Genomic DNA, 19834 nt, shown 5'->3' with positions numbered 1-19834 from the left:
CCACAGGGTTTTATGTCAGGCTCTGACGCCCTGCAACGGCGGCAACTTCGCCAGCTTCAACGCCACCAGCAGGGCAATCAGCAACAACGCACCAATAAACAAGCCGATCCCGTTCCACCCGCCCAGATGCCAGAACACCCCGCCCGCCGTCCCGGCAATGCTCGACCCGGCGTAATAACTGAACAGATACAGCGACGACGCTTGACCCTTGGCGGTCAGCGCGCGCCGGCCGATCCAGCTGCTCGCCACCGAGTGCGCGGCGAAGAAGCCGAAGGTGAACACCAGCATGCCGACGATCACCAGCAACAACGAAGTGAACATGGTCAGTGCCAGTCCGGCGAACATCAGTGCAATCGTCGCCCAGAGCACTTTGCGCCGCCCCAGTTTGTCCGCCAGCGAGCCGATCTTGGCCGAGCTGTAGATACCGGACAGGTAGACCACCGAGAGCAAACCGACAAACACCTGATCCAGGTTGTAAGGCGCCGCCAGCAAGCGGTAGCCGATATAGTTGAACAGCGTGACAAACGCGCCCATCAGCACAAACGCTTCAAGAAACAGCAGCGGCAGGCCGGCGTCGCGAAAGTGCATGGTGAAGCCGTCGAGCAGGCTGCGCGGGTGCAGCGAGCGGGCGCGGAAGTTGCGCGATTCCGGGAGGATCTTCCAGAACACCGCCGCAGCGACCAGCGCCAGACCGCCTATCACCAGCATCGCCGTGTGCCAGCTGACGAAGTCGATCAGCACGCCGGTTATCAAGCGCCCGCTCATCCCGCCGATCGCGTTGCCGCCGATGTATAAGCCCATCGCCAGGCCGATGTGTTGAGGATGGATTTCTTCGCTCAGATAGGTCATCGCCACCGCTGCCAGACCGCTCAATGACAGGCCGATCAATGCGCGCATGATCAGCACGCCGTGCCAGCTCGGCATCATCGAACTGGCGATGGTGCATAACGCGGCAGCGAACAATGCCGCGACCATCACCGGTTTACGGCCGATGCGGTCGGAAATCGGCCCGGTGATCAGCAGACCGAAGGCCAACATGCCGGTCGCCACCGAAAGGATCAGACTGCTCTGCGCCGCGTTGATCCCGTATTCGTGGGACAGCAGGGGCATCATCGGTTGCACGCAATAGAGCAGGGCAAACGTCGCAAAGCCGCCACAGAACAGCGCCAGCACCGTGCGCATGAACGCCGGCGTGCCTTTTTCGATGTAGATCTCCTGCGGCTCAGCGAGGGCATCGCCGTCGGCAGGGGGCGGGATTTCGTGGGCAAGGGGCGCGACAGCAGTTTTCACTTCAGACCTCAGAGAGCGCAGCCGGGCAGGCAATGAAAAAATCATATAGCTGGCTAATGTTTCTATCCAATATATTGTTCGACCTGTTTGATAGCTTCAGCGACCTAATGGTAATCCTATGGAACTGCGTCATCTGCGTTACTTCATCGCCGTCGCCGAAGAACTTCATTTTGGCCGGGCCGCACAGGTGCTGGGCATCTCCCAGCCACCACTGAGCCAACAGATTCAGGCGCTGGAGCAACAGCTCGGCGCGCGATTGTTCGAGCGCACCAATCGTCGGGTCGAGTTGAGCGAGGCCGGTCGCCTGTTTCTGCAGGAGGCGCGGCTGGTGCTGGCACAAGTCGACAAGGCCGCGGACGTCGCCCGCCGTGCGCAACTTGGCGAGCTGGGTGAGTTGAAGATTGGCTTCACCTCGTCGGCACCGTTCAACTCGACCATTCCGCAGGCGATTTTTTCCTTTCGTCAGCGCTTTCCGGCGGTGCATCTGAATTTGCGCGAAATGAGCAGCACCATGGTCGCCGATGCCTTGGTGGACGAGTCGATCGAAGTCGGCATCATGCGCCCGCTCGGATTGCCGGATTCACTGAGTGTTGTGGAGTTGATGCGCGAGCCATTGGTGGCGGTGCTCAGTTCCAAGCATCCGTTGGCCCAAGGCAGCGACGAAGGCCTGTTTCTCTCGGCGCTGGCGCTGGAGCCATTCGTGTTTTTCCCGCGCAGCTATGGCAGCGGACTCTATGCGCAACTTCTAAATCTGGCCCGTGACGCCGGCTTCAGCCCGCACTTTGCCCAAGAGGCTGGCGAGGCGATGACCATCATCGGTTTGGTGGCGGCGGGCTTGGGTGTATCGGTGCTGCCAGCGTCCTACCAACGCATGCGCATCGCCGGCGTGGTCTACCGTCCGCTGCTCGATCCCGAAGCGATTTCGGCGGTTTGGCTGGTGCAGCGCAAAGATCAGAAATCACCGATGGCCAAGGCGTTTGTCGAACTGCTGACGCGCAAGGTTGAGCCCCTGACGGTGTGAAGGCCGCTGGTGCTTTCGCGAGCAGGCTCGCTCCCACAGTTGATCTCGGGTCAAAACCGAAGTTGCCGATGACCCTATCTCCTGTGGGAGCGAGCCTGCTCGCGAAGACGCCGGAAGCCGCAGCGCAGAAAACCCAGAATGCTGACTAAGGCAACCGCACCAAATCCCCCTTCAAAGCCACCCGGGTAACAAAAACTCCTGCCCTGCACTCGTAGGTATTCAAATCCTTGCGCACATGCTGGTCGTAGTAACTGACGATATTCACAACCGCATTCGCCCCGACCCGCTTGGCATCAGCCTGCAATTTGATCAGATTCGACTGCAGCACCCATTCACAGGAAGCCTGATCGCTCTTGTTGAAGCCGTTGGTTTTCAAATCACTGACCACCCCTTGGCGCAGCAACTGCTGAGTGCCCTGCGGCCCGTTGCCGATCAGGTAGAACTTCACACTGCCATCCAGCCGACCGGCGCGAATCGCGTCCGACAGCACGGTTTCGAAAGGCATGTACATGAGGTTGGTGGCATGGCTGGCACTGGGCAGTAGCGCGAAAAGCGCTGCGGCGATCAGGGCTTTCACTTGCATGGTCATCTCCTTTGACGGTGAAAGAGACTGCGAGGGCAGGTTACGGTGCTGCGACCTGCATCAGCGAGTGTAGATGCTGTTCAATCACCGCAAAAAAAAGGGCGCCAAACGGCGCCCTTTGTCATTTCTGGCGTTTACTGAACCTTCGCCAGATCACCCTTCAGCGCAACGCCCGCCATGATCGCGCCGGCGTGGCATTCGTAGGTTTGCGCGTCCTTGCGCTCGTTGCGCTTGTAGAAGCTGACGATGTTGGTCACGGCGTTGGCGCCGGCGTTTTTCGCGGCCTGGTGCAGGCTGATGATTGCCGATTGGGCGACCCACTCGCAGGCGACTTCATCGGATTTGTTGAAGGCGTTGGTTTTCTTGTTGGTCACGGCGTCGGGGCTGACCACGGTGACTTTGCCCGGCGGGGTGTTGCCGGCCAGATAGAATTTCACGCTGCCATCGATCTTGCCGGAGCGGGTGGCTTCGGCGACGGCTTTGTCGAATGGCAGGTAGACCGCCGTGTCGCGGGCCTGGCTGACCGCTGGCAGGGCGCAGAGCAGCAGGGTGACAGCGGCGAGTTTGTTGAAGTGCATGTAGGTCTCCTTGACCTGAATTGATTCGGTTATGCCCAGCGGCGGAAGATCAACGAGGTGTTGACGCCGCCGAAAGCGAAATTGTTGTTCATCACGTAGTCGTGATGCATCTGACGGAATTCGCCGCGCAGGTAATCGAGCTTGCCGCAGTGCGGGTCGACCTCGTCGAGGTTGAAGGTGTGCACATAGCGGTCGCTGTTGAGCATCTCGATGCTGAACCATGATTCCAGCGCACCGCAGGCACCGAGGGTGTGGCCGAGGAAACTCTTCTGCGAACTGATCGGCATGTGCTCACCGAACAGGCTGCTGGTGGCCAGGGTTTCGGCGATGTCGCCCTGTTCAGTCGCGGTGCCGTGGCCGTTCACATAGCCGATGGCGTCCGGGGTGAGGCCGGCATCTTCCAGGGCCAGCTCCATGGCGCGGCGCATCGTGACCTGTTCCGGGCGGGTGGTGTGCTGGCCGTCGGCGTTGCTGCCGAAACCGACGATTTCCGCGTGAATGTGCGCGCCACGGGCGAGGGCGTGTTCCAGCTCTTCAAGCACCAGCATGCCGCCACCTTCGCCGATCACCAGACCGTCGCGGCCCTTGTCGTACGGGCGAGGGCTGGTCTGTGGTGCATCGTTTTTCAGGCTGGTGGCGTAGAGCGCGTCAAAGACCATGGCTTCGGTCGGGCAGAGTTCTTCCGCGCCGCCGGCGAGCATCAACGGCAGGCGGCCGAACTTGATTGCCTCATAGGCGTAGCCGATGCCCTGGCTGCCGCTGGTGCAGGCGCTGGACGTCGGAATCAGGCGGCCGGTGAGGCCGAAGAAAATGCTGATATTGGCGGCGGTGGTGTGCGGCATCATCCGCACATAGGAGTTAGCGTTCAGGCCCTCGGCCACCGAGTTGAGCAGCATGTTGCCGAACGCTTTGATTTCGTCAGTGCTGCCCGTGGACGAACCACAAGCGACGCCCATGCGCCCGTCCTTGATCGATTCGTCACCGAGCAGGCCAGCGTCAGCCAAGGCTTTTTCCGCCGCGCCGACCGCCAGTCGCGAAACCCGGCCCATGCTGCGCAACTGCTTGCGGGTCCAGTGCGACGGCACGAGAAAGTCATCGATAGGCCCGGCCAGACGCGTGTTCAGCTCAGTGAAGCGATCCCACTCGTCCATGCGACGAATGCCGCTGCGATTGGCCGCGAAATTGCCGGCAATGGTCGGCCAGTCGCTGCCCAGCGAGGTGATGCCGGCCATGCCGGTGACGACGACGCGCTTCATCAGCACAGGCCTCCGTTGACCGCCAGCACCTGGCGGGTGATGTACGAGGCTTCCGCCGACATCAGGAAATTCACCGCAGCGGCCACTTCTTCCGGCGTGCCCATGCGTTGCGCGGGGATCATTTTCATCAGCTCCTCCACCGGCACGTTTTCGTCGAGCATGGCCGTGTCGATCAGGCCAGGGGCGACGCAGTTAACCGTAATTTTGCGCTTGCCCAGCTCGATCGCCAACGCCTTTGCCGCACCGATCACGCCGGCCTTCGAGGCGCTGTAATTGACCTGGCCACGGTTGCCGATCAGGCCCGACACCGAGGTGATGCAGACGATGCGCCCGGCGGCGCGACGACGGATCATCGGCATCATCACCGGGTGCAGAACGTTGTAGAAACCGTCGAGGTTGGTGCGCAGGACCACGTCCCAATCGTCATCGCTCAGCGCCGGAAACGCGCCGTCGCGGGTCAGCCCGGCGTTGAGCACCACGCCGTAATAGGCACCGTGATTTTCGACATCGGCTTCGAGAATGCTTTTGCAGGTTTCACGGTCGGCGACGTCGAATTGCAGGATGCGTGCGCGGCGGCCCAGCGCTTCGATTTCGGCCTGCACCGCTTGGGCTTCGGTCATGCCGCTGCGGCAATGCAGGACGATGTCGTGCCCGGCCTGCGCCAGACGCAAGGCAATGGCGCGGCCGATGCCCCGGCTGGAGCCGGTGACCAGTACGGATTCAGTCATCGTGCGACTCCTTTGTCTGTTGCAGATATTGATTGGCTTGCGGCGGACGGAACACGTTCAGCCGGGCGCTGGCATGAATGCCGTCGCCGTGGATGTGACATTCGAATACGCCCATGCCGTTGTCGTCTTCCAGTGAGCGCAGGCCATGGATGGTCAGCTCGCTGCCGGGCGCAAAGGCTTCGACGTTGCACTCGAATTTGCGCGTGCCGAGGAGAAAGCCGAGCTCCGGCGGATTGCCTTTTTGCCGGGCGTGGCAACCGGCGAAAGCGGCGACGCTCTGCGCCATCAGCTCGACGCCGACCCACGCCGGCAGACTGCCGTCGGGCAGGTTGAACAGGCCGTCGGGCTTGACCGTGAGGCGAGTGAAAATCTGCTCGTCATCGAAGCGCTCGATGGCGTCGATCAGGATCATGTCGCCGGCATGCGGCAGCAGTTCGGCGAGCGGCCAGTGGCTCATGGTGCGTCTCCGATAATCAGGCTGACGTTGTTGCCGCCGAAGGCAAACGAGTTGCTCATCAGGTAGCGCGGTGCAATGGACGTCAGGCGTTCGCTCGCGGTCACCCACTTGAGTGGCGGCAGCGCGGGATCGGCCTGGCCGTCCCAGATGTGTGGCGGCAACGCCTGTTCAGGGTTTTCGGCACTCAGGCTGAGCCAGCAGAACGCCGCTTCCAGCGCGCCGGCCGCGCCGAGGGTGTGACCGGTCAGCGGTTTGGTCGACGAGCAGGCGACGCCTTCGGGAAACAGCGCCGCGACCGCCAGACTTTCCATCGCGTCGTTGTGCTGGGTCGCGGTGCCGTGCAGGTTCAGGTAGTTGATTTGCCCGGCTTGCAGATGCGCGCGGCCAAGGGCTTTCTGCATCGCTTGCAGAGCGCCACGACCGCTCGGCTCCGGCGCGGAAATATGGTGCGCATCGGAGCTCGCGCCCGTCCCCAGCAGGGCGATTCCCGGGCCTTCGCCGCGCTGTTTGCTCATCACGAACAGCACCGCTGCCTCGCCGATATTGATGCCGTTGCGGTTGGCGGAAAACGGATTGCAGCGTTCATCTGAAACGGCTTCCAGCGAAGAGAAACCGTTCAGCGTGAGCTTGCACAGACTGTCGACGCCGCCACACAGCACCGCATCGCACAGGCCCAGATCGAGCAGGCGCTGGGCGCTCATCAGCGCGCGGCCGCTGGAGGTACAGGCAGTGGAAATCACGTAGGCCGGGCCGCTCAGTTGCAGCCATTCGGCGAGAAAATTCGCCGGGGCGCCGAGTTCCTGCTGGCGATAGTCGTACTCGGGAGGAAATTGCTGTTCGCGGATGTAATGCGCCAGACCCCGGCTGGCCTCGTCGATGCCCGAGGTGCTTGTGCCGAGCACCACGCCTATGCGCTCGCGGCCGAAGGTCTGGATCGCACGATCGATGTCGTCTCGAATCTGCAGCGCGGCTTCCAGCAGCAGCTGATTGTTGCGACTGCTGTGCTCGATCAGTTCGGCCGGGATCGGCGCCAATTCACCGTGCACGCCGGCGACAGGCAGCTCACGCTCGGCGACCCAGCCGGACTCGCGGCGCATGCCCGAACAGTCGCCGGCAAACAGATTGCGCGCGACTTCAGACTTGTCGCGGCCCAGGGCGCAGATCACGCCGAGGGCATTCAGGTAAGCGGTCATGGCGTCGATTCACCTAACTGGGAAACGCGATAGTGCGGGCCTTGGGGCAGATTCAATTGGAAGCTCAACGGTTGTGAATAGCGGATGTTCCAGCGCGCCGGCAGTGAACGCTGATCGGCCTGTTGCCGGGCGTCGGGATAGTTGCGCAGCAACTCGGCGGACGGCGTAAGGGCGAACAGCAATGCGGCGAACAATTCCCGCGCTTCCGGGTTCGGCGGCAGCAGACCATCGGCCTGCCAATGCCCGTCGATCAGTTGCTGGCGGGCCTGGGGAATGCCCAGCGGATCCATCATCGACCAGCGCGTGCCGGCGCCTTCACGCTGGATCACCAGCAGCCAGTCCTGACGCTGCCCGGCCTGCTCGCGCTCGATGTGCAGTTGCAGCGGCAGGGGCAGTGTTGGTTCGGCCGCTGGCAGCGGTGGCTGGCCGGCGCAGGCACTCAACAGCAAGGCTGACAAAACGATCGTCAGCCATGCAGCAAACCCTGTGGGAGCGAGCCTGCTCGCGAATGCAATCTGACATTCGCCACCTTTGCTGACTGATACACCGCTTTCGCGAGCAGGCTCGCTCCCACAGGGTTTCAGGTGTTCAGATCGATAGCCGTACATCAGACAGATTCCTGCAATGGCTTGCGCGCGACGACATTCACCAGCGTCTCTTCACGCTCACCGAACTGCTTGGGCTTGCTCAGCCCCAACCGCTCCAGCAAACCAAAATCCTTCGACCGACTCCACCACAGATACGGGTAGGAAACATTGCGCTCGGCAAACTCGAAGCCCTGCTCGCGGATCATCTGCAGATAGCCGGCGGCGCTCTTCTGCACATGCATCGGATGGCGGAACAGCCAGCGAATTACCCAGGTATCAATGTAAGCCTCGGTGGACTCCGCGAACAGCAGATAGCCGCCCGGTTTCAGTACGCGATAGAACTCCGCCAGGGCCTTTTCCTGCTCGACCAAATGATGGAAGGTCTGGTGACAGAACAGCAGGTCGACGCTGGCATCGGCGACGTTGAGCGTGGCGCAATCGCTGCCGATCAACTCGACTGGCATGCCCAGGCGCGTGGCCTCTTCGGCGCTGAGTTGCAGGCTGTGCGGGTCGGCGTCGACGCCGATCAGGCGCTGCGGGGCAAAGGTCTGGCGCAGGTGGCCGAACGACTTGCCCTGACCGCAACCGGCGTCCAGCAGCACCGGGTGTTCCGGCAGCGCTTCACTGAACAAACCACGCAGGTCGTTGATCGCCACACGCAGCACATGGTGCTGCCAGGTGTGGCTGCGCAGGAACCAGAGACCGAAGCGGGTTTCCTCGACGTAGCTGTCGCTCAGGTAATTCATGGGGTGTCCTGCGCGCAGAGTTGGGAAATCATCTTCAGCCGGCGCCGCGCTTCGCTGACAAACGGGTTGCGCTCGTCCCAGGCGTAACCGGCGAGGATCGAGCAGATCATCCGGCGAATCTCCGCCTGGCTGTCCTCATAGAAAATCACGTCCTGGAAAGTGCCGGCGTACCAGCCTTCGACGTAGCAGCGGAACGTGTCGACGCCGCGTTTCAACGGCTCGGCAAATTCGCTTTGCCAGTCCACCGTTTCACCCTGCAACTGACGGTGCAGCACGCCGGCGGCCATGCTTGCCGAACGCATGGCAATGGTCACGCCGGAGGAGAACACCGGGTCGAGGAATTCTGCGGCGTTGCCCAGCAGCGCAAAGCCCGGGCCGTGCAGGGTTTTCACGTTGGCCGCGTAGCCGCCGAGGGTGCGCGCCGGGGTGTCCCAGACCGCGTTGTTCAGAACCCCGGCGAGGCTTGGCGTCTCGGCGATAAAACTGCGCAGGCAGACATCGAGATCGGCATCGCGACCGGCGAAGTGCTCGGCGGCAGCCACCACGCCCACCGAGCAGCGGCCGTTGCTGAACGGGATGGTCCAGAACCATACATCGCGATGCTCGGGATGGGTGGTGACAAGGATCTTTTCGCGGTCGAACGCCGGATTGTCGATGTGATCTTCAACATGGGTGAACACCGCCTGGCGCACCGGGAAATTCGACGGTGCTTCCAGATCCAGCAGACGCGACAACACGCGGCCGTAGCCGCTGGCATCGAGCACGAAATCGGCTTCGACGCGGTACTCGCTGCCATCTTCGCGGCGTACATCAAGGAGTGGCTTCGCCTGATCGAAATCGACGCTGACGATCGCATCGCCATAGCGGATTTCCGCGCCTTGCAGTGCCGCTTGATCGGCCAGCAACTTGTCGAAATCGGCGCGCTGCACCTGGAACGTGGTCGGCTTGCCGGCGGTGAAAGTGTCGCCAAAATCGAAAGCGCTGTAGCGCTCGCCCCAGGCAAACGCCGCGCCGGTCTTGCGCTGGAAACCGGCGGCGTTGACGGCGTCGAGCATGCCGGCTTCTTCGACGAAATCCAGGCAATGGCTGAGCAGGCTTTCACCGATAGAGAAGCGCGGGAAGTGCTGGCGCTCGAGCACCAGCACATCGTGGCCCTTGCGCTTGAGCAGGGCAGCGGCTATAGCACCGGACGGGCCGGCACCGATGATCACGACCTGACGGGATTCCATTTCAACGATTGGCACGTGAGCTCCGGGGCAAGGGACTGTTCAGATTCAGGGGCGCGCGATGCAGGCCGATCAGGGCCGGCAGCAGCGTCGCGATCAGGCCCATCAGCATCAGCGCGAAATACAGCGCCGGGGTGATGAGCTGTTGTTGCAACAACAGATTGAGAAAGACGATTTCGCTCAGGCCGCGAATGTTCAGCAGTACGCTTTCGCGCCAGCGGCTGGCACCCGCGAACGAGGCGCCAGCCCAACCGAGGCCGAGCCAGTTGCCCAGCAGTTTACTGGCAATCGGCAACAGCAGCAGCGCCGCCCACTGCCCGGCGCCAAGGCTGGCGAGGGCGCTGTGCACGTCGATCTGGACGATGCCGAAGGTGAGGATCAGCGGGATCGCGATCCACGTCTGCAAGCGGCTCATCCAGCGTGCCGGCAACGGCAGTACCAACGGCACTTTCAGCAGCGCCATGCACAGCAGATAGCCGATGCCGAAAATCAGCGCGTTGAGTTTGTAATGCTCGGCCATGACCAGCAGGGCGAAGAAGCCGAGGCTGTAGGTCAGAGGGCGACGCACGCGCAGCAGGCGCAAAAGCAGCGGCACGCCGGCCATGGCCACAGGCAGCAACAGGCTGCTCAAGTGCAGACTGCCTTGGGCGAGGCCGAACAGCGTCCAGCAGGTCAGATCGATAAGGATCGCGGTTTGCACCAGACGCCGGGTGGCAGCGGGCGGGTAATCGATGTGGCGCAAATACAGGTACAACACCGGGATCGCCGTAATCGCGAAGACCAGTCCGATGGCCAGTGCGTTGAGCCACGGCTGCGACGGCAGCAACCAATACGCGACCGCCAACCCGCAAGCGAACGGCACGGCAAAACTCGGCACAGCGATTTTTACGCTCTGGCGATCCAGACGCAGATCGATGACATCGCTGAGGATGTGCCCGAGCAGCAAGGCGAAGCTCAGGCTGTAGAGATCTTTCAGCCAGTGCGGCGCGATCAGTTGCGCGCCGCTGAGCTGCCAGCCCGGTTCGATCCAGAAGTACATCAGCAACGGCAAGCCGAAGCTCGCCAGCAGCAACTGGCTGACGATCGGAATCAGGCCGAAGTGACGGCCGACCCGGGTCGCCAGGGCAAACAGCGCCATGGTTAGCAACCAGAAGCCGAAAACCATCATGCCGCTGGCTCCGCAACCGGTTCATGGCGCCCGGCCCACGGTGCGAGCATGAAGCTGAACGCCAGGCCGAGGCTTACCGACAAGCCGAAATTGCTCACCGCCGGCGTACTGGAGACCGCCAGCAGGCCGAACGATAGCCACGTGGTGACGGCGGCGAGCAAGGTGCCGAGCAGACTTACCGCTGCGCCGCCGACCTGTTCGCGCATGAGGATTGCGTAATCGACGCTGATCGCCGTCACCAGCAACAGGCCGAAAAGACTGAACAAGGTCAGTGGCTGACCGAGCCAGCCGAGGCTGGCCAGACTGCACAGCGCCGCCAGCAGTGGCAGGGCGACGATGCGCAGTGCGCCAGTCAGGCCGAACGGCAGCATCAGTACCAGCACGATCAACACGCAGGAGGCCAGTTTCAGTTCGGCGGCGCTGATCTGCGTGGCGGCGAACACCTTGTTCAGATCACCGAGGCGATCGACCAGCACCACCCCCGGCAAATCGAGCGCCTGCACGCGCAACAACGACGGATTGTTCAAGCCCTGCAAACTGGTCATCGCTGCGACGCCGTCTTCAGTCGGTCCAAGCCACAGTGTCCGATACGGCTCACCGAGCGGGCCGGCCAGCGCGGCGTCGATGTCTTCGGCGGGCAGGGTCTGCAACTGCTGCAATTCATTTTGCAACGCAGCCACCGGCACGCCGAGATCGAGCAGCGGTTGCCAGAATGACGGCAGCTTGTTCAGTGATTCGCGCACTTGCTGTTGCTGGCTCGGCGCGCTGACCAGTTGATCGAGGGCCAGATAGCCTTGCAGTTTGTCGAGGTTGACCAGTTGCTGCAGGCGCTCGCTCAGCGCTGCCTGGCGCTCGAGCAATTGCTCCTGATTGGCCGCACGGATCAGGAAGAACTGGCTGGTCGGTTGATACCCGGTGATGCGCGCGATGGTCTGCGCTTCGTCGGTCAGATGCTGCGGCGCGCCGACCCATTGGCGGATATCGTTTTTGCTCTGCAACTGCATCAGACCGCCGACGCAGAAGGCGATCAGCAGGGCCAGCAGCGCGGGCGTGCGAATGCAACCGAGCAGCGCCTCACGCAGATGAATCAGGCGTTCGGCCAGGCGCAGCGGCCATTGCGCCGGGCGCAGTTGGACATTTTTCAGCAGCGCCGGCAGCAGGCAGACCGCCGACAGATAGGCACCGAGCAAACCGGCAGCGGAGAACACGGCGATCTGCGTCAGCGCCGGGAACGGTGTCCAGGCCAGCGCCAGGTAGCCGATAACGCTGGTGATCAGGCTCAGGGTCAGCCCCGGCAAGGTCAGGCGCAGGGCCGGCCAGCTGCGCCAGGGCTTGAGGCTCCAGCTCTTGGATAGATAGTGCAGTGGGTAATCGACGGCAACGCCGATCAGACTCGAGCCGAGCACCAGCGTCATCACATGCATGTGACCGAACAGCGCCACGCAGGCCACCGCGCCGAACAGCATGCCGACCAGCACCGGCACAAATGCCAGCAGCACGCCCCAGCGGCGAAACGCCAACAGCAGCAACAGCAGAATGCCGACCGTCGCGCCACCGCCGACCCAGGTCATTTCGCGGGTGGCTTGTTGCTGGCCGTTGGCGGCATAGAGCAGGCCACTGGCGGCGAGCAACTGCACGCCGCTTTGCGCCGCTTGCTCGCGGCTGTGCTGGAGCAGCTCTGCCACTTGTAGCGGCAGGTTCATGTCGAAAGCATTGCCGGTGGTGCGCGCACGCAGCATCACCCAGCTCTTGCCGTCGGCCTCGGCGACCAGTGCGCCGCTGCCAATGTCCAGTTGCACTGCGCCATGTTTCGGCTGGCTGTTCTGGATGCGCCCGGTCAGGCCCCGCCAGTCGTCCTGGCTCGGCACCAGGGTGAAGCCGTTGAACGGATCGAACAGCGCCTGCACCCGCTGCTGGATGAACGCGTCGGGGTGCTCGCTGAGTAGCTGCCGATCATCCGCCGAGAGCATCGCCAAACGCCCTTGCAGCAATTGCTTGCGCAGCGCCGGCAAGTCGGCTTGCAGGTTCCACTGCACGGTTTCGAACAGACCGCTGGCCTGCCATTGTTCGCCCAGTTGCTGGGCCATGGTCAGCGCTTGCTGGCGATCGGCGTGGCCGACCAGCACCAGCATTTCGCGATTGAGCGGTTCTTGCATGCGCTGTTCGGCGCGCACTTCCAGCGCGTCTGGACTGGTGCCGGGTACCAGCTCCATGAGATTGGCCGACAGCGGCGCACCGTCGCGCCACTGCCAGGCAGCCAGCGCGACGACGGCCAGCAGCAGGCTCAGAAACAGCCAGGGCAGCTTGCGTTCACTCGGCAAAGTCATGTTGCTCCGCTTCGCTCAAGGGTTGCTCGGGCGTACTGTCGTGCATGCGCAGCAGGGTGCTGTCGCCCTGGGTTTCCAGCAGCTCGATGGTTTGCACAAGGGCGCCGCCATCGATATTGATCTGCTTGAACACTTGCTTGAGCAGCATCGAACGCGGCGTCAGAGTCAGTTGCCACTGCTGCGCCGTGCCGCTCAGGGCCAGTTCGAAATCCCGCTGCAAACCGCTGCTGTCACCTTGCAGTACGGCGAGGAACAAACGGTTCTGCTCGGCGCCGGCGCTCTTGTTCGGCAGCAGTTGCCAGCCGTTGGTGTCACGGCGGGCGATGCCATTGGCGGTGATGCGGTAATCCTGTTGCAGCGGAGTTTTCAACAGCCACAGCAGGCCATGATTTTTGGCGAGGACGAAGCTGCCCTTGCTGATCAGCGGCTGCGGCAGGGCGCGCAGGTGTTTTTCCTGAATGAACTGGCCGTGGATAACATCCGGTTTCGCCAGTTGTTCACTCAGTTGTTGCAGGTCGAAGGCATTGGCCCATGACGACACGGCCAGCAGCGTCAACGCGCCGAGGCTTCTGAAAAACACATTCATCGCAGCATCCTTTCCACGGCATCGGTGAAGACTTTGGGTGAAGCCAGTTGCATCTCGCGGCTGCTGACTTCGACGGCGACCTGCACGGAGCTTGCGCGGGTCAGGCGTTCGCCGGTCTGCAGGTCGGTGATCAGGTAATTGATCTTCAGACGGTTTTCCCACTCGACCAGACTGGCGCGCACGTTCAGCCGCTGGCCGAACACCGCGCCGCGCACGTAGCGCAGTTGCAGGTCGATGATCGGCCAGGCGTAACCCGACTCGACCATGTGCGTGTAGTTATGGCCGATCTTGTCCAGCAGCGCACAGCGCGCCACTTCGAGGTATTTGACGTAATGGCCGTGCCAGACCACGTGCATGGTGTCGACGTCGAAAAACGGCACCAGAATCTCGGTATCGGCGTGAAGCACTCCGGCACTACGCATGCAGCCTCCAGTGTTGCGCGGCGATGCGTTGCAGGCACAGGCGCAGTTCGCCTTCCAGCGCGCGGTCTTCGATGACCGGCGGGAAGTCCTTGCCCAGCTCTTCGTGCATCGCTGCCAGTGCCGGCGGCAGCGGGCGCGCATCGGCGGCTTGAGCGCGCAGCCACACGCCCTGATTGGCGGCGAGCAGCGTGGCGGCGGCGACCTGTTCGGTCAGCTCCAGCACGCGAATCGCATCACGGGCGGCGATGGTGCCCATGCTCACCTTGTCCTGGTTGTGGCACTCGGTGGAGCGCGAGAACACGCTGGCCGGCATGGTGTTCTTCAACGCTTCGGCGGTCCAGGCGCTGGTGCCGATCTGCACAGCCTTGAAGCCGTGATTGATCATCGCCCGATCGGCGGGGGCGCCGGAGAGGTTGCTCGGCAAGCCGTGGTTGTAGCGCTCGTCGACCAGCAACGCCAATTGCCGATCGAGCAGATCGGCGACGTTGGCCACGAGGTTTTTCAGGCTGTCCATGGCGAACGCAATGTGCCCGCCGTAGAAGTGCCCGCCATGCAGAACACGCTCGGCTTCGGCATCGATGATCGGGTTGTCGTTGGCGCTGTTCAGCTCGGTTTCGATGAAGCCGCGCAGCCAGTTCAGGCTGTCGGCCAGCACGCCGAGCACATGCGGCGCGCAACGCAGCGAATAACGATCCTGCAGACGATGCAGTGGGGCGGTCGGCGCGTCGATCGCCAGATCCTTGCGCAGCCACGCGGCGACCTGCATCTGCCCCGGATGCGGCTTGGCGGCGAACAGGCGTTCGTCGAAGTGCTCCGGATTGCCTTGCAGCGCGACGACGTTGAGCGCGGTGATGCGCGTGGCCAGTTGCAGCAAATAATCGGCGCGGGCGAAGGCGAGGCAGGCGAGGCCGGTCATCACCGCCGTGCCGTTCATCAGCGCCAGCGCCTCTTTCGGGCGCAGCACCAGCGGCGCCCAGCCGAGCTCGCGATGCACGTCGGCAGCCTGACGACGTTCGCCACGGAACAGCACTTCACGCTCGCCGGACAGGGTTGCGGCGACATAGGACAGCGGCGTCAGATCGCCGCTGGCGCCGACCGAGCCTTCTTCGGGAATCAGCGGCAGGATGTCGTATTCAAGAAAAGCATGCAGACGCTCGAGCAGTTCGACGCGCACCCCGGAAACGCCGTGACACAACGACTGCAAACGCGCCGCCAGCACCGCGCGGGTTGCCTGCGCGTCGAGCAGTTTGCCCAGGCCGCAACCATGAAAGGTGTAGAGATGACGCGGCAGCGCCTCGACGTGATGCAGCGGCACCGCGACCACGCAGGAATCGCCGTAACCGGTAGTGACGCCGTAGATCACGCCTTCCTTGTCCAGCAGCGAATCGAGAAACCGCGCGCCCCTGGCGATGCGCTCGCGATAGTCGGCGTCAGCCTGCAACTGCACCGGCGCCTGACGGTTGGCCAGGGCCAGCACGTCTTCGATGCGCAAAGGGCGTTCGCCGAAGGTTACCGGCTCATGGGTTGGCGTCGTCATCGGTCTTCCAGAAAGGGTAAAAGTTGAACCATTGCTGCGGGGCTTCGAGGCAATAGTGACTCAGGCGCTGCGCGTAGCGAGTGGCCCACTGATGAATGACCTGCTCGCGCTCGCGGCGTGTCCACACCACCGCGTCGGCGAACGGTTCGAGGGTCAGGCGATAGTGGCCGTCGGGTTGCTTGAGACACATCAGCAGATTGACCGGACACTTGAGCAGGCCGGCCAGCAACCACGGGCCTTGCGGAAATGGCGCCGGATGGCCGAGAAAGTCCACCGTCACGCTGCGCCCGCCGTGCAGCGGCACGCGGTCGCCAGCAATCGCCAGCCACTCGCCGCGTTCCAGCCGTTCGTGCAGTTGCAGCATGATCACCGGGTCGAGTTCGCTGACCTGGATCAGGCGCAGATTGGTCGCCCCGGCCTCGCCAAGCAAGCGGTTGAATTGTTCGGCGTGCTTGGTGTGCACCAACACATTCATGGTGACCTTTTCGCCGATCTCCGCCAGCGCCCGGCACACTTCGAGATTGCCCAGATGCGCGCCGACCAGCAGTTGCCCGCGACTGCCGCGCAACTGCTTGCGCAGCAGCGCCGGATCGATGATTTCGATCTGCTCGATGCTCAGCTTGCCGTTCCACACGTCGAGCTTGTCGAGCAGCGAATCGGCGAAAGTCATGAACTGGCCGAACACCCGCCAGTGGCTCGGACGCAGGTCGTCGCGCTGGCTCCACTCGGCCAGCCGCTGCTGGTACTGCCAGGCACTGCGCCGGGCGACGCGGCCGAAGAGGAAAAAATACAGCACGATGCCGTACAGCAACGGACTGAGCAGGCGGCGGCCGAGGACTTTGGCGGCGAACGCGGTGAATTTCATCAGCAGGAAACTGCCGCGCTCTTCGCGGTCGGCCCAGTGCTTCTTGTCGACTTCTTCGCTCATGGTTTCCACCGCCGCCAGAGAATCAGCGGCCAACGCAGCAACATGCCGAAGAACAGCCGCGTGTGCATGCTGGAAATCAGCGCGTTGTCGTGGAACAGGCGAAAGTGCGATACACCGTCCAACGGGTAATGCACGCTGGTCTGCAGCCAGCGCATCGGCTGATTGCGCCAGGCCAGACGCACGAGAATGTCCGAGTCGAAATCCATGCGTTTGCCGACTTTCGCCGAGTCAATCACCGCCAGAGTCGGCGCCAGCGGATAGACACGGAAGCCGCACATCGAATCGCGAATCTGCAACGACAGGGTGTTGATCCACACCATCACGTGGGTCAGGTAGCGTGCGTACAAACGCCCTTTCGGCACGCTCTCGTCGAACAGCGGATAGCCGCAGATCATCGCCTCGGGATGGGCGCGGGATTCGCCGACGAAGCGCGCGACGTCGTGCAAATCGTGCTGGCCGTCGGCATCGACCTGCAAAGCATGGCTGTAACCCAGACGCGAGGCTTCGCGCAGACCGGTCATCACCGCGCCGCCCTTGCCCTGATTGGCCGTCAGGCGCACCAGAAAAACCCTGTCGCGCTCGGCCAGAGTGTCGAGCACCCGCGCGCAGGACAGCTCGCTGGCGTCGTCCACCAGAATGCACGGCAGACCTTGTGCAAGCAGGGCATCGACCACGGTGGTAATTGCGGTTTCGTGGTTGTACACCGGGATTACGGCGCAGGGGTTATGCATGGGCAGTCCCCAGGAGAATGCGTCCGCTGGAACACGTCGCCGTGTCATTGCGATAAGCGAAATACAACTTGCCGCGCTCGGCATCGAAACGCAGATGCAGCTGGATTTCATCACCCGGGCGCACCAGTTGCTGGAATTTCAGCACTTCCATTCCGGCAAACGCGCCGTCCAGCTTCAACAACTGCCGACCCAGATTCAGCGCCCACTCCACCTGCACCACCCCGGGCAACACCGGTGCCTTGGGAAAGTGTCCGCTGAAGTAGGCCAGATCCGGCGGCACGCTGAGTTGCAGGCTCCATTCGCCGTCGCTTGCGCTCTGCTCCAGCACTTCGGGGGCTTTCGGCCGTGCGGCCAGCAGCAGCGCTTCGACGTCGGCTTGCGCCAGTTTGCCCTGGCTGTTCAACGGCATTTGCCGCAGCAGGCGCCAGCGTCGGGGCAGGGCGAGGGCTTCGCAATGTTGGCTCAGATGTTTGCGCAGGGTCTCGGTCAGGCCACGGCGGCCGTGCTCGCGCAGGGCGAACAGGCCCGTTTCGCTGAGCACCAGCAGCGCACCGAGCGAGGCGCGGTTTTCCTGCACGACACCGAGGCGCGCTTCGGCGACCCAGTCATGGGCTGCCAAGGCCTGCTCAAGCATCGGCAACGAGATGCGTTTTTCTTCCAGTTTGACGATGCGGTCCAGTCGGCCCAACAGTTCAAAACGACCATCGGCGGCAATGCGCGCGGCGTCGGCGCTGTGTTCGACATGGCCGGCAGGCAGATAAGGCGAAGAAATAAGCAGGGCGCCGTCGCTGTCCTGGCTCAGTTCGACGCCAGCGAACGCTTGCCACAACGACTCGCCTTGTCGCCAGGCAATGCCGCCGGTTTCCGAGCTGCCGAGGATTTCCGTCGGCCATTGCTGCAAGCGCTGGTGCAGGCTTTGCGCCGCTTCTGGTGGCAACGCACCACCGGAGGAAAACACCCGGCGCACTGCGCTCAGGGCCGGCCAGTCGAGGTTGTCGCCCATGCGCTTGAGCAGCGCCGGGCTGGCGACCCAGGCGAAGGCCGGGTATTCGCGGCTGGCGCGTTGCAGGTCTTCGGAAAAGGCCAGTTGCCGGCGCACGAACGGACGCCCGGCGCACAATGGCCACAACACGCGAAACAGCAGGCCATAGATGTGTTGCGTGGCGACGCTGCCGATGATGCAGGCTTGACCGAGGTCTGCGCCCCACAACTGCTCCAGCGCTTCGACCTCGTTGGCCAACTGGCGCAAGGTCTTGTCGATGCGCTTGGGTTCGCCGCTGGAACCGGAAGTGCACAGGCTCAGGCGGCATTGATCGAGATCCAGTTCTGCACCGGCCAGGCCGGGCTGAGTGAAGTCGTGCAACTGGACGTCGCCGGGTTGGTCGGTCAGCCATAGATCGACTTCCTGCGACCAGCGCTGACGCGTCTGCGCTTGCAGATCCGCCGGCAGCAACACGCTGACGCCGGCACGCCAGGCACCGAGCAGGGCGATGGCGAGGTCGGCGGCATCTTCCAGATGCACGGCCAGCCTGTTCACGCCTCGGCTTTGCAGACCCGCGGCGACGCTCAAGGCCTGCGCTCGCAGTTGCGTGTGATCGAGTGCCGGCGCCTGGCAGATCGCCCGTGCCGGCAGTGCCTTGAGCAACAGCTGCTCAAGTTTTATCCAATTCATGTACGGCCTCTTACCCGTTGTCGTATCAGCCATTCAATGGCAAACATCAGGCCGATCAATCCATAGGAGATCAGGCCGGTGTACAACATCCACCAATCCAGCGGCGCCCACAGGGTGAGGAGGGCAGCGCACAAACCGTTGCAGAAGAAAAACACGCTCCAGGCCAGCGTCACCTTGCGCGTATAGCGAATGGCAACCTGCGGCAGTTCCGGCTCGCGCAAGCGCGCCAGACGCTCGACCATTGGCGGGCCGTATTTCAGGCTGGCGCCGAACAGCACCAGCATGAATGCGCTGATCAGCACCGGGTACCAGCGCAGCAGCTGCGGGCTGTCGAACACCGCCAGCAGCAGGCAGAACCCGATCGCAACGCATGCCATCCACAGGCTGCCGGGCTTGCGTTCGCCAGTCAGGGCACGCGCCAGCCAAAGGCCTCCCAGCAGCAGCGCAAATTGCCACGGGGCGAAATGCTCCATGCCGAAATACACCGCAAAGGGGTACAGCAGACCGGCCAGCAGCAGGCCCAGGCCGATCAGTCGGCTCATGCGGCCGGTTGAACCAGACGGAACACCGCCTCGACCACGTCACCGACGGTGCGCACCGATTTGAACTCTTCGGCGGCGATTTTCTTGCCGGTCTGGCGTTTGATGTGATCGATCAGGTCGACCGCATCGATGCTGTCGATTTCCAGATCCTGATACAGATTGGCGTCCATGCTTACACGAGCCGGATCCAGTTCGAACAGCTCGACCAGGGCATCGCGCAGGGTGTTGAAGATATCGTCACGAGTTTGCATGGTCC

At 62.9% G+C, this 19834-nt stretch carries 21 protein-coding genes; 1 reads left to right on the top strand and 20 read right to left on the bottom strand.

The window, feature by feature from the left end:
• Window positions 1-15: 15 nt before the first annotated feature.
• A complete protein-coding gene (locus OC605_RS22995; protein WP_262139692.1) occupies window positions 16-1290 on the bottom strand; it encodes an MFS transporter in 1275 nt (424 codons plus the stop codon).
• 118 nt (window positions 1291-1408) lie between these two features.
• Here OC605_RS22995 and OC605_RS22990 point away from each other — a divergent pair, with 118 nt between their 5' ends.
• Complete coding sequence (locus tag OC605_RS22990) at window positions 1409-2311, top strand: LysR family transcriptional regulator (RefSeq protein WP_262139690.1); 903 nt, start codon at window positions 1409-1411, stop codon at window positions 2309-2311.
• A 145-nt stretch (window positions 2312-2456) separates the two neighbouring features.
• Here OC605_RS22990 and OC605_RS22985 read toward each other — a convergent pair whose 3' ends face one another.
• The 19 genes from OC605_RS22985 to OC605_RS22895 form a co-directional block, all read right to left on the bottom strand.
• A complete protein-coding gene (locus OC605_RS22985) occupies window positions 2457-2894 on the bottom strand; it encodes an excinuclease (protein WP_262139688.1) in 438 nt (145 codons plus the stop codon).
• A 134-nt stretch (window positions 2895-3028) separates the two neighbouring features.
• Window positions 3029-3472, bottom strand: a complete 444-nt coding sequence (locus OC605_RS22980) for an excinuclease (protein WP_262139687.1) — start codon at window positions 3470-3472, stop codon at window positions 3029-3031.
• Window positions 3473-3501: 29 nt separating this feature from the next.
• Window positions 3502-4728, bottom strand: a complete 1227-nt coding sequence (locus tag OC605_RS22975; RefSeq protein ID WP_024011280.1) for a beta-ketoacyl-ACP synthase — start codon at window positions 4726-4728, stop codon at window positions 3502-3504.
• On the bottom strand, window positions 4728-5456 hold the full coding sequence (fabG, locus tag OC605_RS22970) for a 3-oxoacyl-ACP reductase FabG (RefSeq protein WP_016772040.1): 729 nt from the start codon (window positions 5454-5456) through the stop codon (window positions 4728-4730). The genes OC605_RS22975 and fabG overlap by 1 nt, the downstream gene beginning before the upstream one ends.
• Window positions 5449-5913 (bottom strand): hotdog family protein, encoded by a 465-nt coding sequence (locus tag OC605_RS22965; RefSeq protein ID WP_073471610.1) that lies wholly within the window; start codon window positions 5911-5913, stop codon window positions 5449-5451. The genes fabG and OC605_RS22965 overlap by 8 nt, the downstream gene beginning before the upstream one ends.
• Window positions 5910-7106, bottom strand: coding sequence for a beta-ketoacyl-[acyl-carrier-protein] synthase family protein (locus tag OC605_RS22960; RefSeq protein WP_262139683.1), 1197 nt, complete (start codon window positions 7104-7106; stop codon window positions 5910-5912). The genes OC605_RS22965 and OC605_RS22960 overlap by 4 nt, the downstream gene beginning before the upstream one ends.
• Complete coding sequence (locus OC605_RS22955; RefSeq protein WP_262139681.1) at window positions 7103-7714, bottom strand: hypothetical protein; 612 nt, start codon at window positions 7712-7714, stop codon at window positions 7103-7105. Before OC605_RS22955 ends, OC605_RS22960 begins: the two co-directional genes overlap by 4 nt.
• Window positions 7714-8439: a class I SAM-dependent methyltransferase gene (locus OC605_RS22950; RefSeq protein WP_262139679.1), complete on the bottom strand. Its 726-nt coding sequence runs from the start codon at window positions 8437-8439 to the stop codon at window positions 7714-7716. The genes OC605_RS22955 and OC605_RS22950 overlap by 1 nt, the downstream gene beginning before the upstream one ends.
• Window positions 8436-9683 (bottom strand): NAD(P)/FAD-dependent oxidoreductase, encoded by a 1248-nt coding sequence (locus OC605_RS22945; RefSeq protein ID WP_262139677.1) that lies wholly within the window; start codon window positions 9681-9683, stop codon window positions 8436-8438. Before OC605_RS22945 ends, OC605_RS22950 begins: the two co-directional genes overlap by 4 nt.
• On the bottom strand, window positions 9670-10833 hold the full coding sequence (locus OC605_RS22940; protein WP_262139675.1) for a sodium:proton antiporter: 1164 nt from the start codon (window positions 10831-10833) through the stop codon (window positions 9670-9672). Before OC605_RS22940 ends, OC605_RS22945 begins: the two co-directional genes overlap by 14 nt.
• On the bottom strand, window positions 10830-13160 hold the full coding sequence (locus OC605_RS22935) for an MMPL family transporter (RefSeq protein ID WP_262139673.1): 2331 nt from the start codon (window positions 13158-13160) through the stop codon (window positions 10830-10832). The genes OC605_RS22940 and OC605_RS22935 overlap by 4 nt, the downstream gene beginning before the upstream one ends.
• Window positions 13144-13746: an outer membrane lipoprotein carrier protein LolA gene (locus OC605_RS22930; RefSeq protein WP_262139671.1), complete on the bottom strand. Its 603-nt coding sequence runs from the start codon at window positions 13744-13746 to the stop codon at window positions 13144-13146. Before OC605_RS22930 ends, OC605_RS22935 begins: the two co-directional genes overlap by 17 nt.
• On the bottom strand, window positions 13743-14168 hold the full coding sequence (locus tag OC605_RS22925) for an acyl-CoA thioesterase (RefSeq protein WP_039756713.1): 426 nt from the start codon (window positions 14166-14168) through the stop codon (window positions 13743-13745). Before OC605_RS22925 ends, OC605_RS22930 begins: the two co-directional genes overlap by 4 nt.
• The gene (hutH, locus tag OC605_RS22920; RefSeq protein ID WP_262139669.1) at window positions 14161-15705 is read right to left on the bottom strand and encodes a histidine ammonia-lyase; all 1545 of its coding nucleotides are present in this window, start codon (window positions 15703-15705) and stop codon (window positions 14161-14163) included. Before hutH ends, OC605_RS22925 begins: the two co-directional genes overlap by 8 nt.
• Entirely contained in the window at window positions 15686-16633 is a 948-nt protein-coding gene (locus OC605_RS22915) for a glycosyl transferase (protein WP_262139667.1), read from the bottom strand. The genes hutH and OC605_RS22915 overlap by 20 nt, the downstream gene beginning before the upstream one ends.
• On the bottom strand, window positions 16630-17364 hold the full coding sequence (locus OC605_RS22910; protein ID WP_262139665.1) for a glycosyltransferase family 2 protein: 735 nt from the start codon (window positions 17362-17364) through the stop codon (window positions 16630-16632). Before OC605_RS22910 ends, OC605_RS22915 begins: the two co-directional genes overlap by 4 nt.
• Window positions 17357-19036 (bottom strand): acyl-CoA synthetase family protein, encoded by a 1680-nt coding sequence (locus OC605_RS22905; protein ID WP_262139663.1) that lies wholly within the window; start codon window positions 19034-19036, stop codon window positions 17357-17359. Before OC605_RS22905 ends, OC605_RS22910 begins: the two co-directional genes overlap by 8 nt.
• Window positions 19033-19578 (bottom strand): hypothetical protein, encoded by a 546-nt coding sequence (locus tag OC605_RS22900; RefSeq protein ID WP_186567490.1) that lies wholly within the window; start codon window positions 19576-19578, stop codon window positions 19033-19035. The genes OC605_RS22905 and OC605_RS22900 overlap by 4 nt, the downstream gene beginning before the upstream one ends.
• Window positions 19575-19829, bottom strand: a complete 255-nt coding sequence (locus OC605_RS22895; protein WP_016772026.1) for an acyl carrier protein — start codon at window positions 19827-19829, stop codon at window positions 19575-19577. The genes OC605_RS22900 and OC605_RS22895 overlap by 4 nt, the downstream gene beginning before the upstream one ends.
• Window positions 19830-19834: the final 5 nt, after the last annotated feature.

The sequence above is a fragment of the Pseudomonas sp. Marseille-Q5117 genome, from assembly GCF_946901175.1.
GTDB lineage: Bacteria > Pseudomonadota > Gammaproteobacteria > Pseudomonadales > Pseudomonadaceae > Aquipseudomonas > Aquipseudomonas iranensis.
This window is presented reverse-complemented; position numbering and strand designations above follow the sequence as displayed.

What these genes read in the sequence shown, in the direction of transcription:
- OC605_RS22990 (WP_262139690.1), top strand. Translation starts at nt 1,409, where the DNA reads ATGGAACTGCGTCATCTGCGTTACTTCATCGCCGTCGCCGAAGAACTT.
- OC605_RS22985 (WP_262139688.1), bottom strand. Translation starts at nt 2,894, where the DNA reads ATGCAAGTGAAAGCCCTGATCGCCGCAGCGCTTTTCGCGCTACTGCCC.
- OC605_RS22980 (WP_262139687.1), bottom strand. Translation starts at nt 3,472, where the DNA reads ATGCACTTCAACAAACTCGCCGCTGTCACCCTGCTGCTCTGCGCCCTG.
- OC605_RS22975 (WP_024011280.1), bottom strand. Translation starts at nt 4,728, where the DNA reads ATGAAGCGCGTCGTCGTCACCGGCATGGCCGGCATCACCTCGCTGGGC.
- fabG (WP_016772040.1), bottom strand. Translation starts at nt 5,456, where the DNA reads ATGACTGAATCCGTACTGGTCACCGGCTCCAGCCGGGGCATCGGCCGC.
- OC605_RS22965 (WP_073471610.1), bottom strand. Translation starts at nt 5,913, where the DNA reads ATGAGCCACTGGCCGCTCGCCGAACTGCTGCCGCATGCCGGCGACATG.
- OC605_RS22960 (WP_262139683.1), bottom strand. Translation starts at nt 7,106, where the DNA reads ATGACCGCTTACCTGAATGCCCTCGGCGTGATCTGCGCCCTGGGCCGC.
- OC605_RS22955 (WP_262139681.1), bottom strand. Translation starts at nt 7,714, where the DNA reads ATGTACGGCTATCGATCTGAACACCTGAAACCCTGTGGGAGCGAGCCT.
- OC605_RS22950 (WP_262139679.1), bottom strand. Translation starts at nt 8,439, where the DNA reads ATGAATTACCTGAGCGACAGCTACGTCGAGGAAACCCGCTTCGGTCTC.
- OC605_RS22940 (WP_262139675.1), bottom strand. Translation starts at nt 10,833, where the DNA reads ATGATGGTTTTCGGCTTCTGGTTGCTAACCATGGCGCTGTTTGCCCTG.
- OC605_RS22935 (WP_262139673.1), bottom strand. Translation starts at nt 13,160, where the DNA reads ATGACTTTGCCGAGTGAACGCAAGCTGCCCTGGCTGTTTCTGAGCCTG.
- OC605_RS22930 (WP_262139671.1), bottom strand. Translation starts at nt 13,746, where the DNA reads ATGAATGTGTTTTTCAGAAGCCTCGGCGCGTTGACGCTGCTGGCCGTG.
- OC605_RS22925 (WP_039756713.1), bottom strand. Translation starts at nt 14,168, where the DNA reads ATGCGTAGTGCCGGAGTGCTTCACGCCGATACCGAGATTCTGGTGCCG.
- hutH (WP_262139669.1), bottom strand. Translation starts at nt 15,705, where the DNA reads ATGACGACGCCAACCCATGAGCCGGTAACCTTCGGCGAACGCCCTTTG.
- OC605_RS22915 (WP_262139667.1), bottom strand. Translation starts at nt 16,633, where the DNA reads ATGAGCGAAGAAGTCGACAAGAAGCACTGGGCCGACCGCGAAGAGCGC.
- OC605_RS22910 (WP_262139665.1), bottom strand. Translation starts at nt 17,364, where the DNA reads ATGCATAACCCCTGCGCCGTAATCCCGGTGTACAACCACGAAACCGCA.
- OC605_RS22905 (WP_262139663.1), bottom strand. Translation starts at nt 19,036, where the DNA reads ATGAATTGGATAAAACTTGAGCAGCTGTTGCTCAAGGCACTGCCGGCA.
- OC605_RS22900 (WP_186567490.1), bottom strand. Translation starts at nt 19,578, where the DNA reads ATGAGCCGACTGATCGGCCTGGGCCTGCTGCTGGCCGGTCTGCTGTAC.
- OC605_RS22895 (WP_016772026.1), bottom strand. Translation starts at nt 19,829, where the DNA reads ATGCAAACTCGTGACGATATCTTCAACACCCTGCGCGATGCCCTGGTC.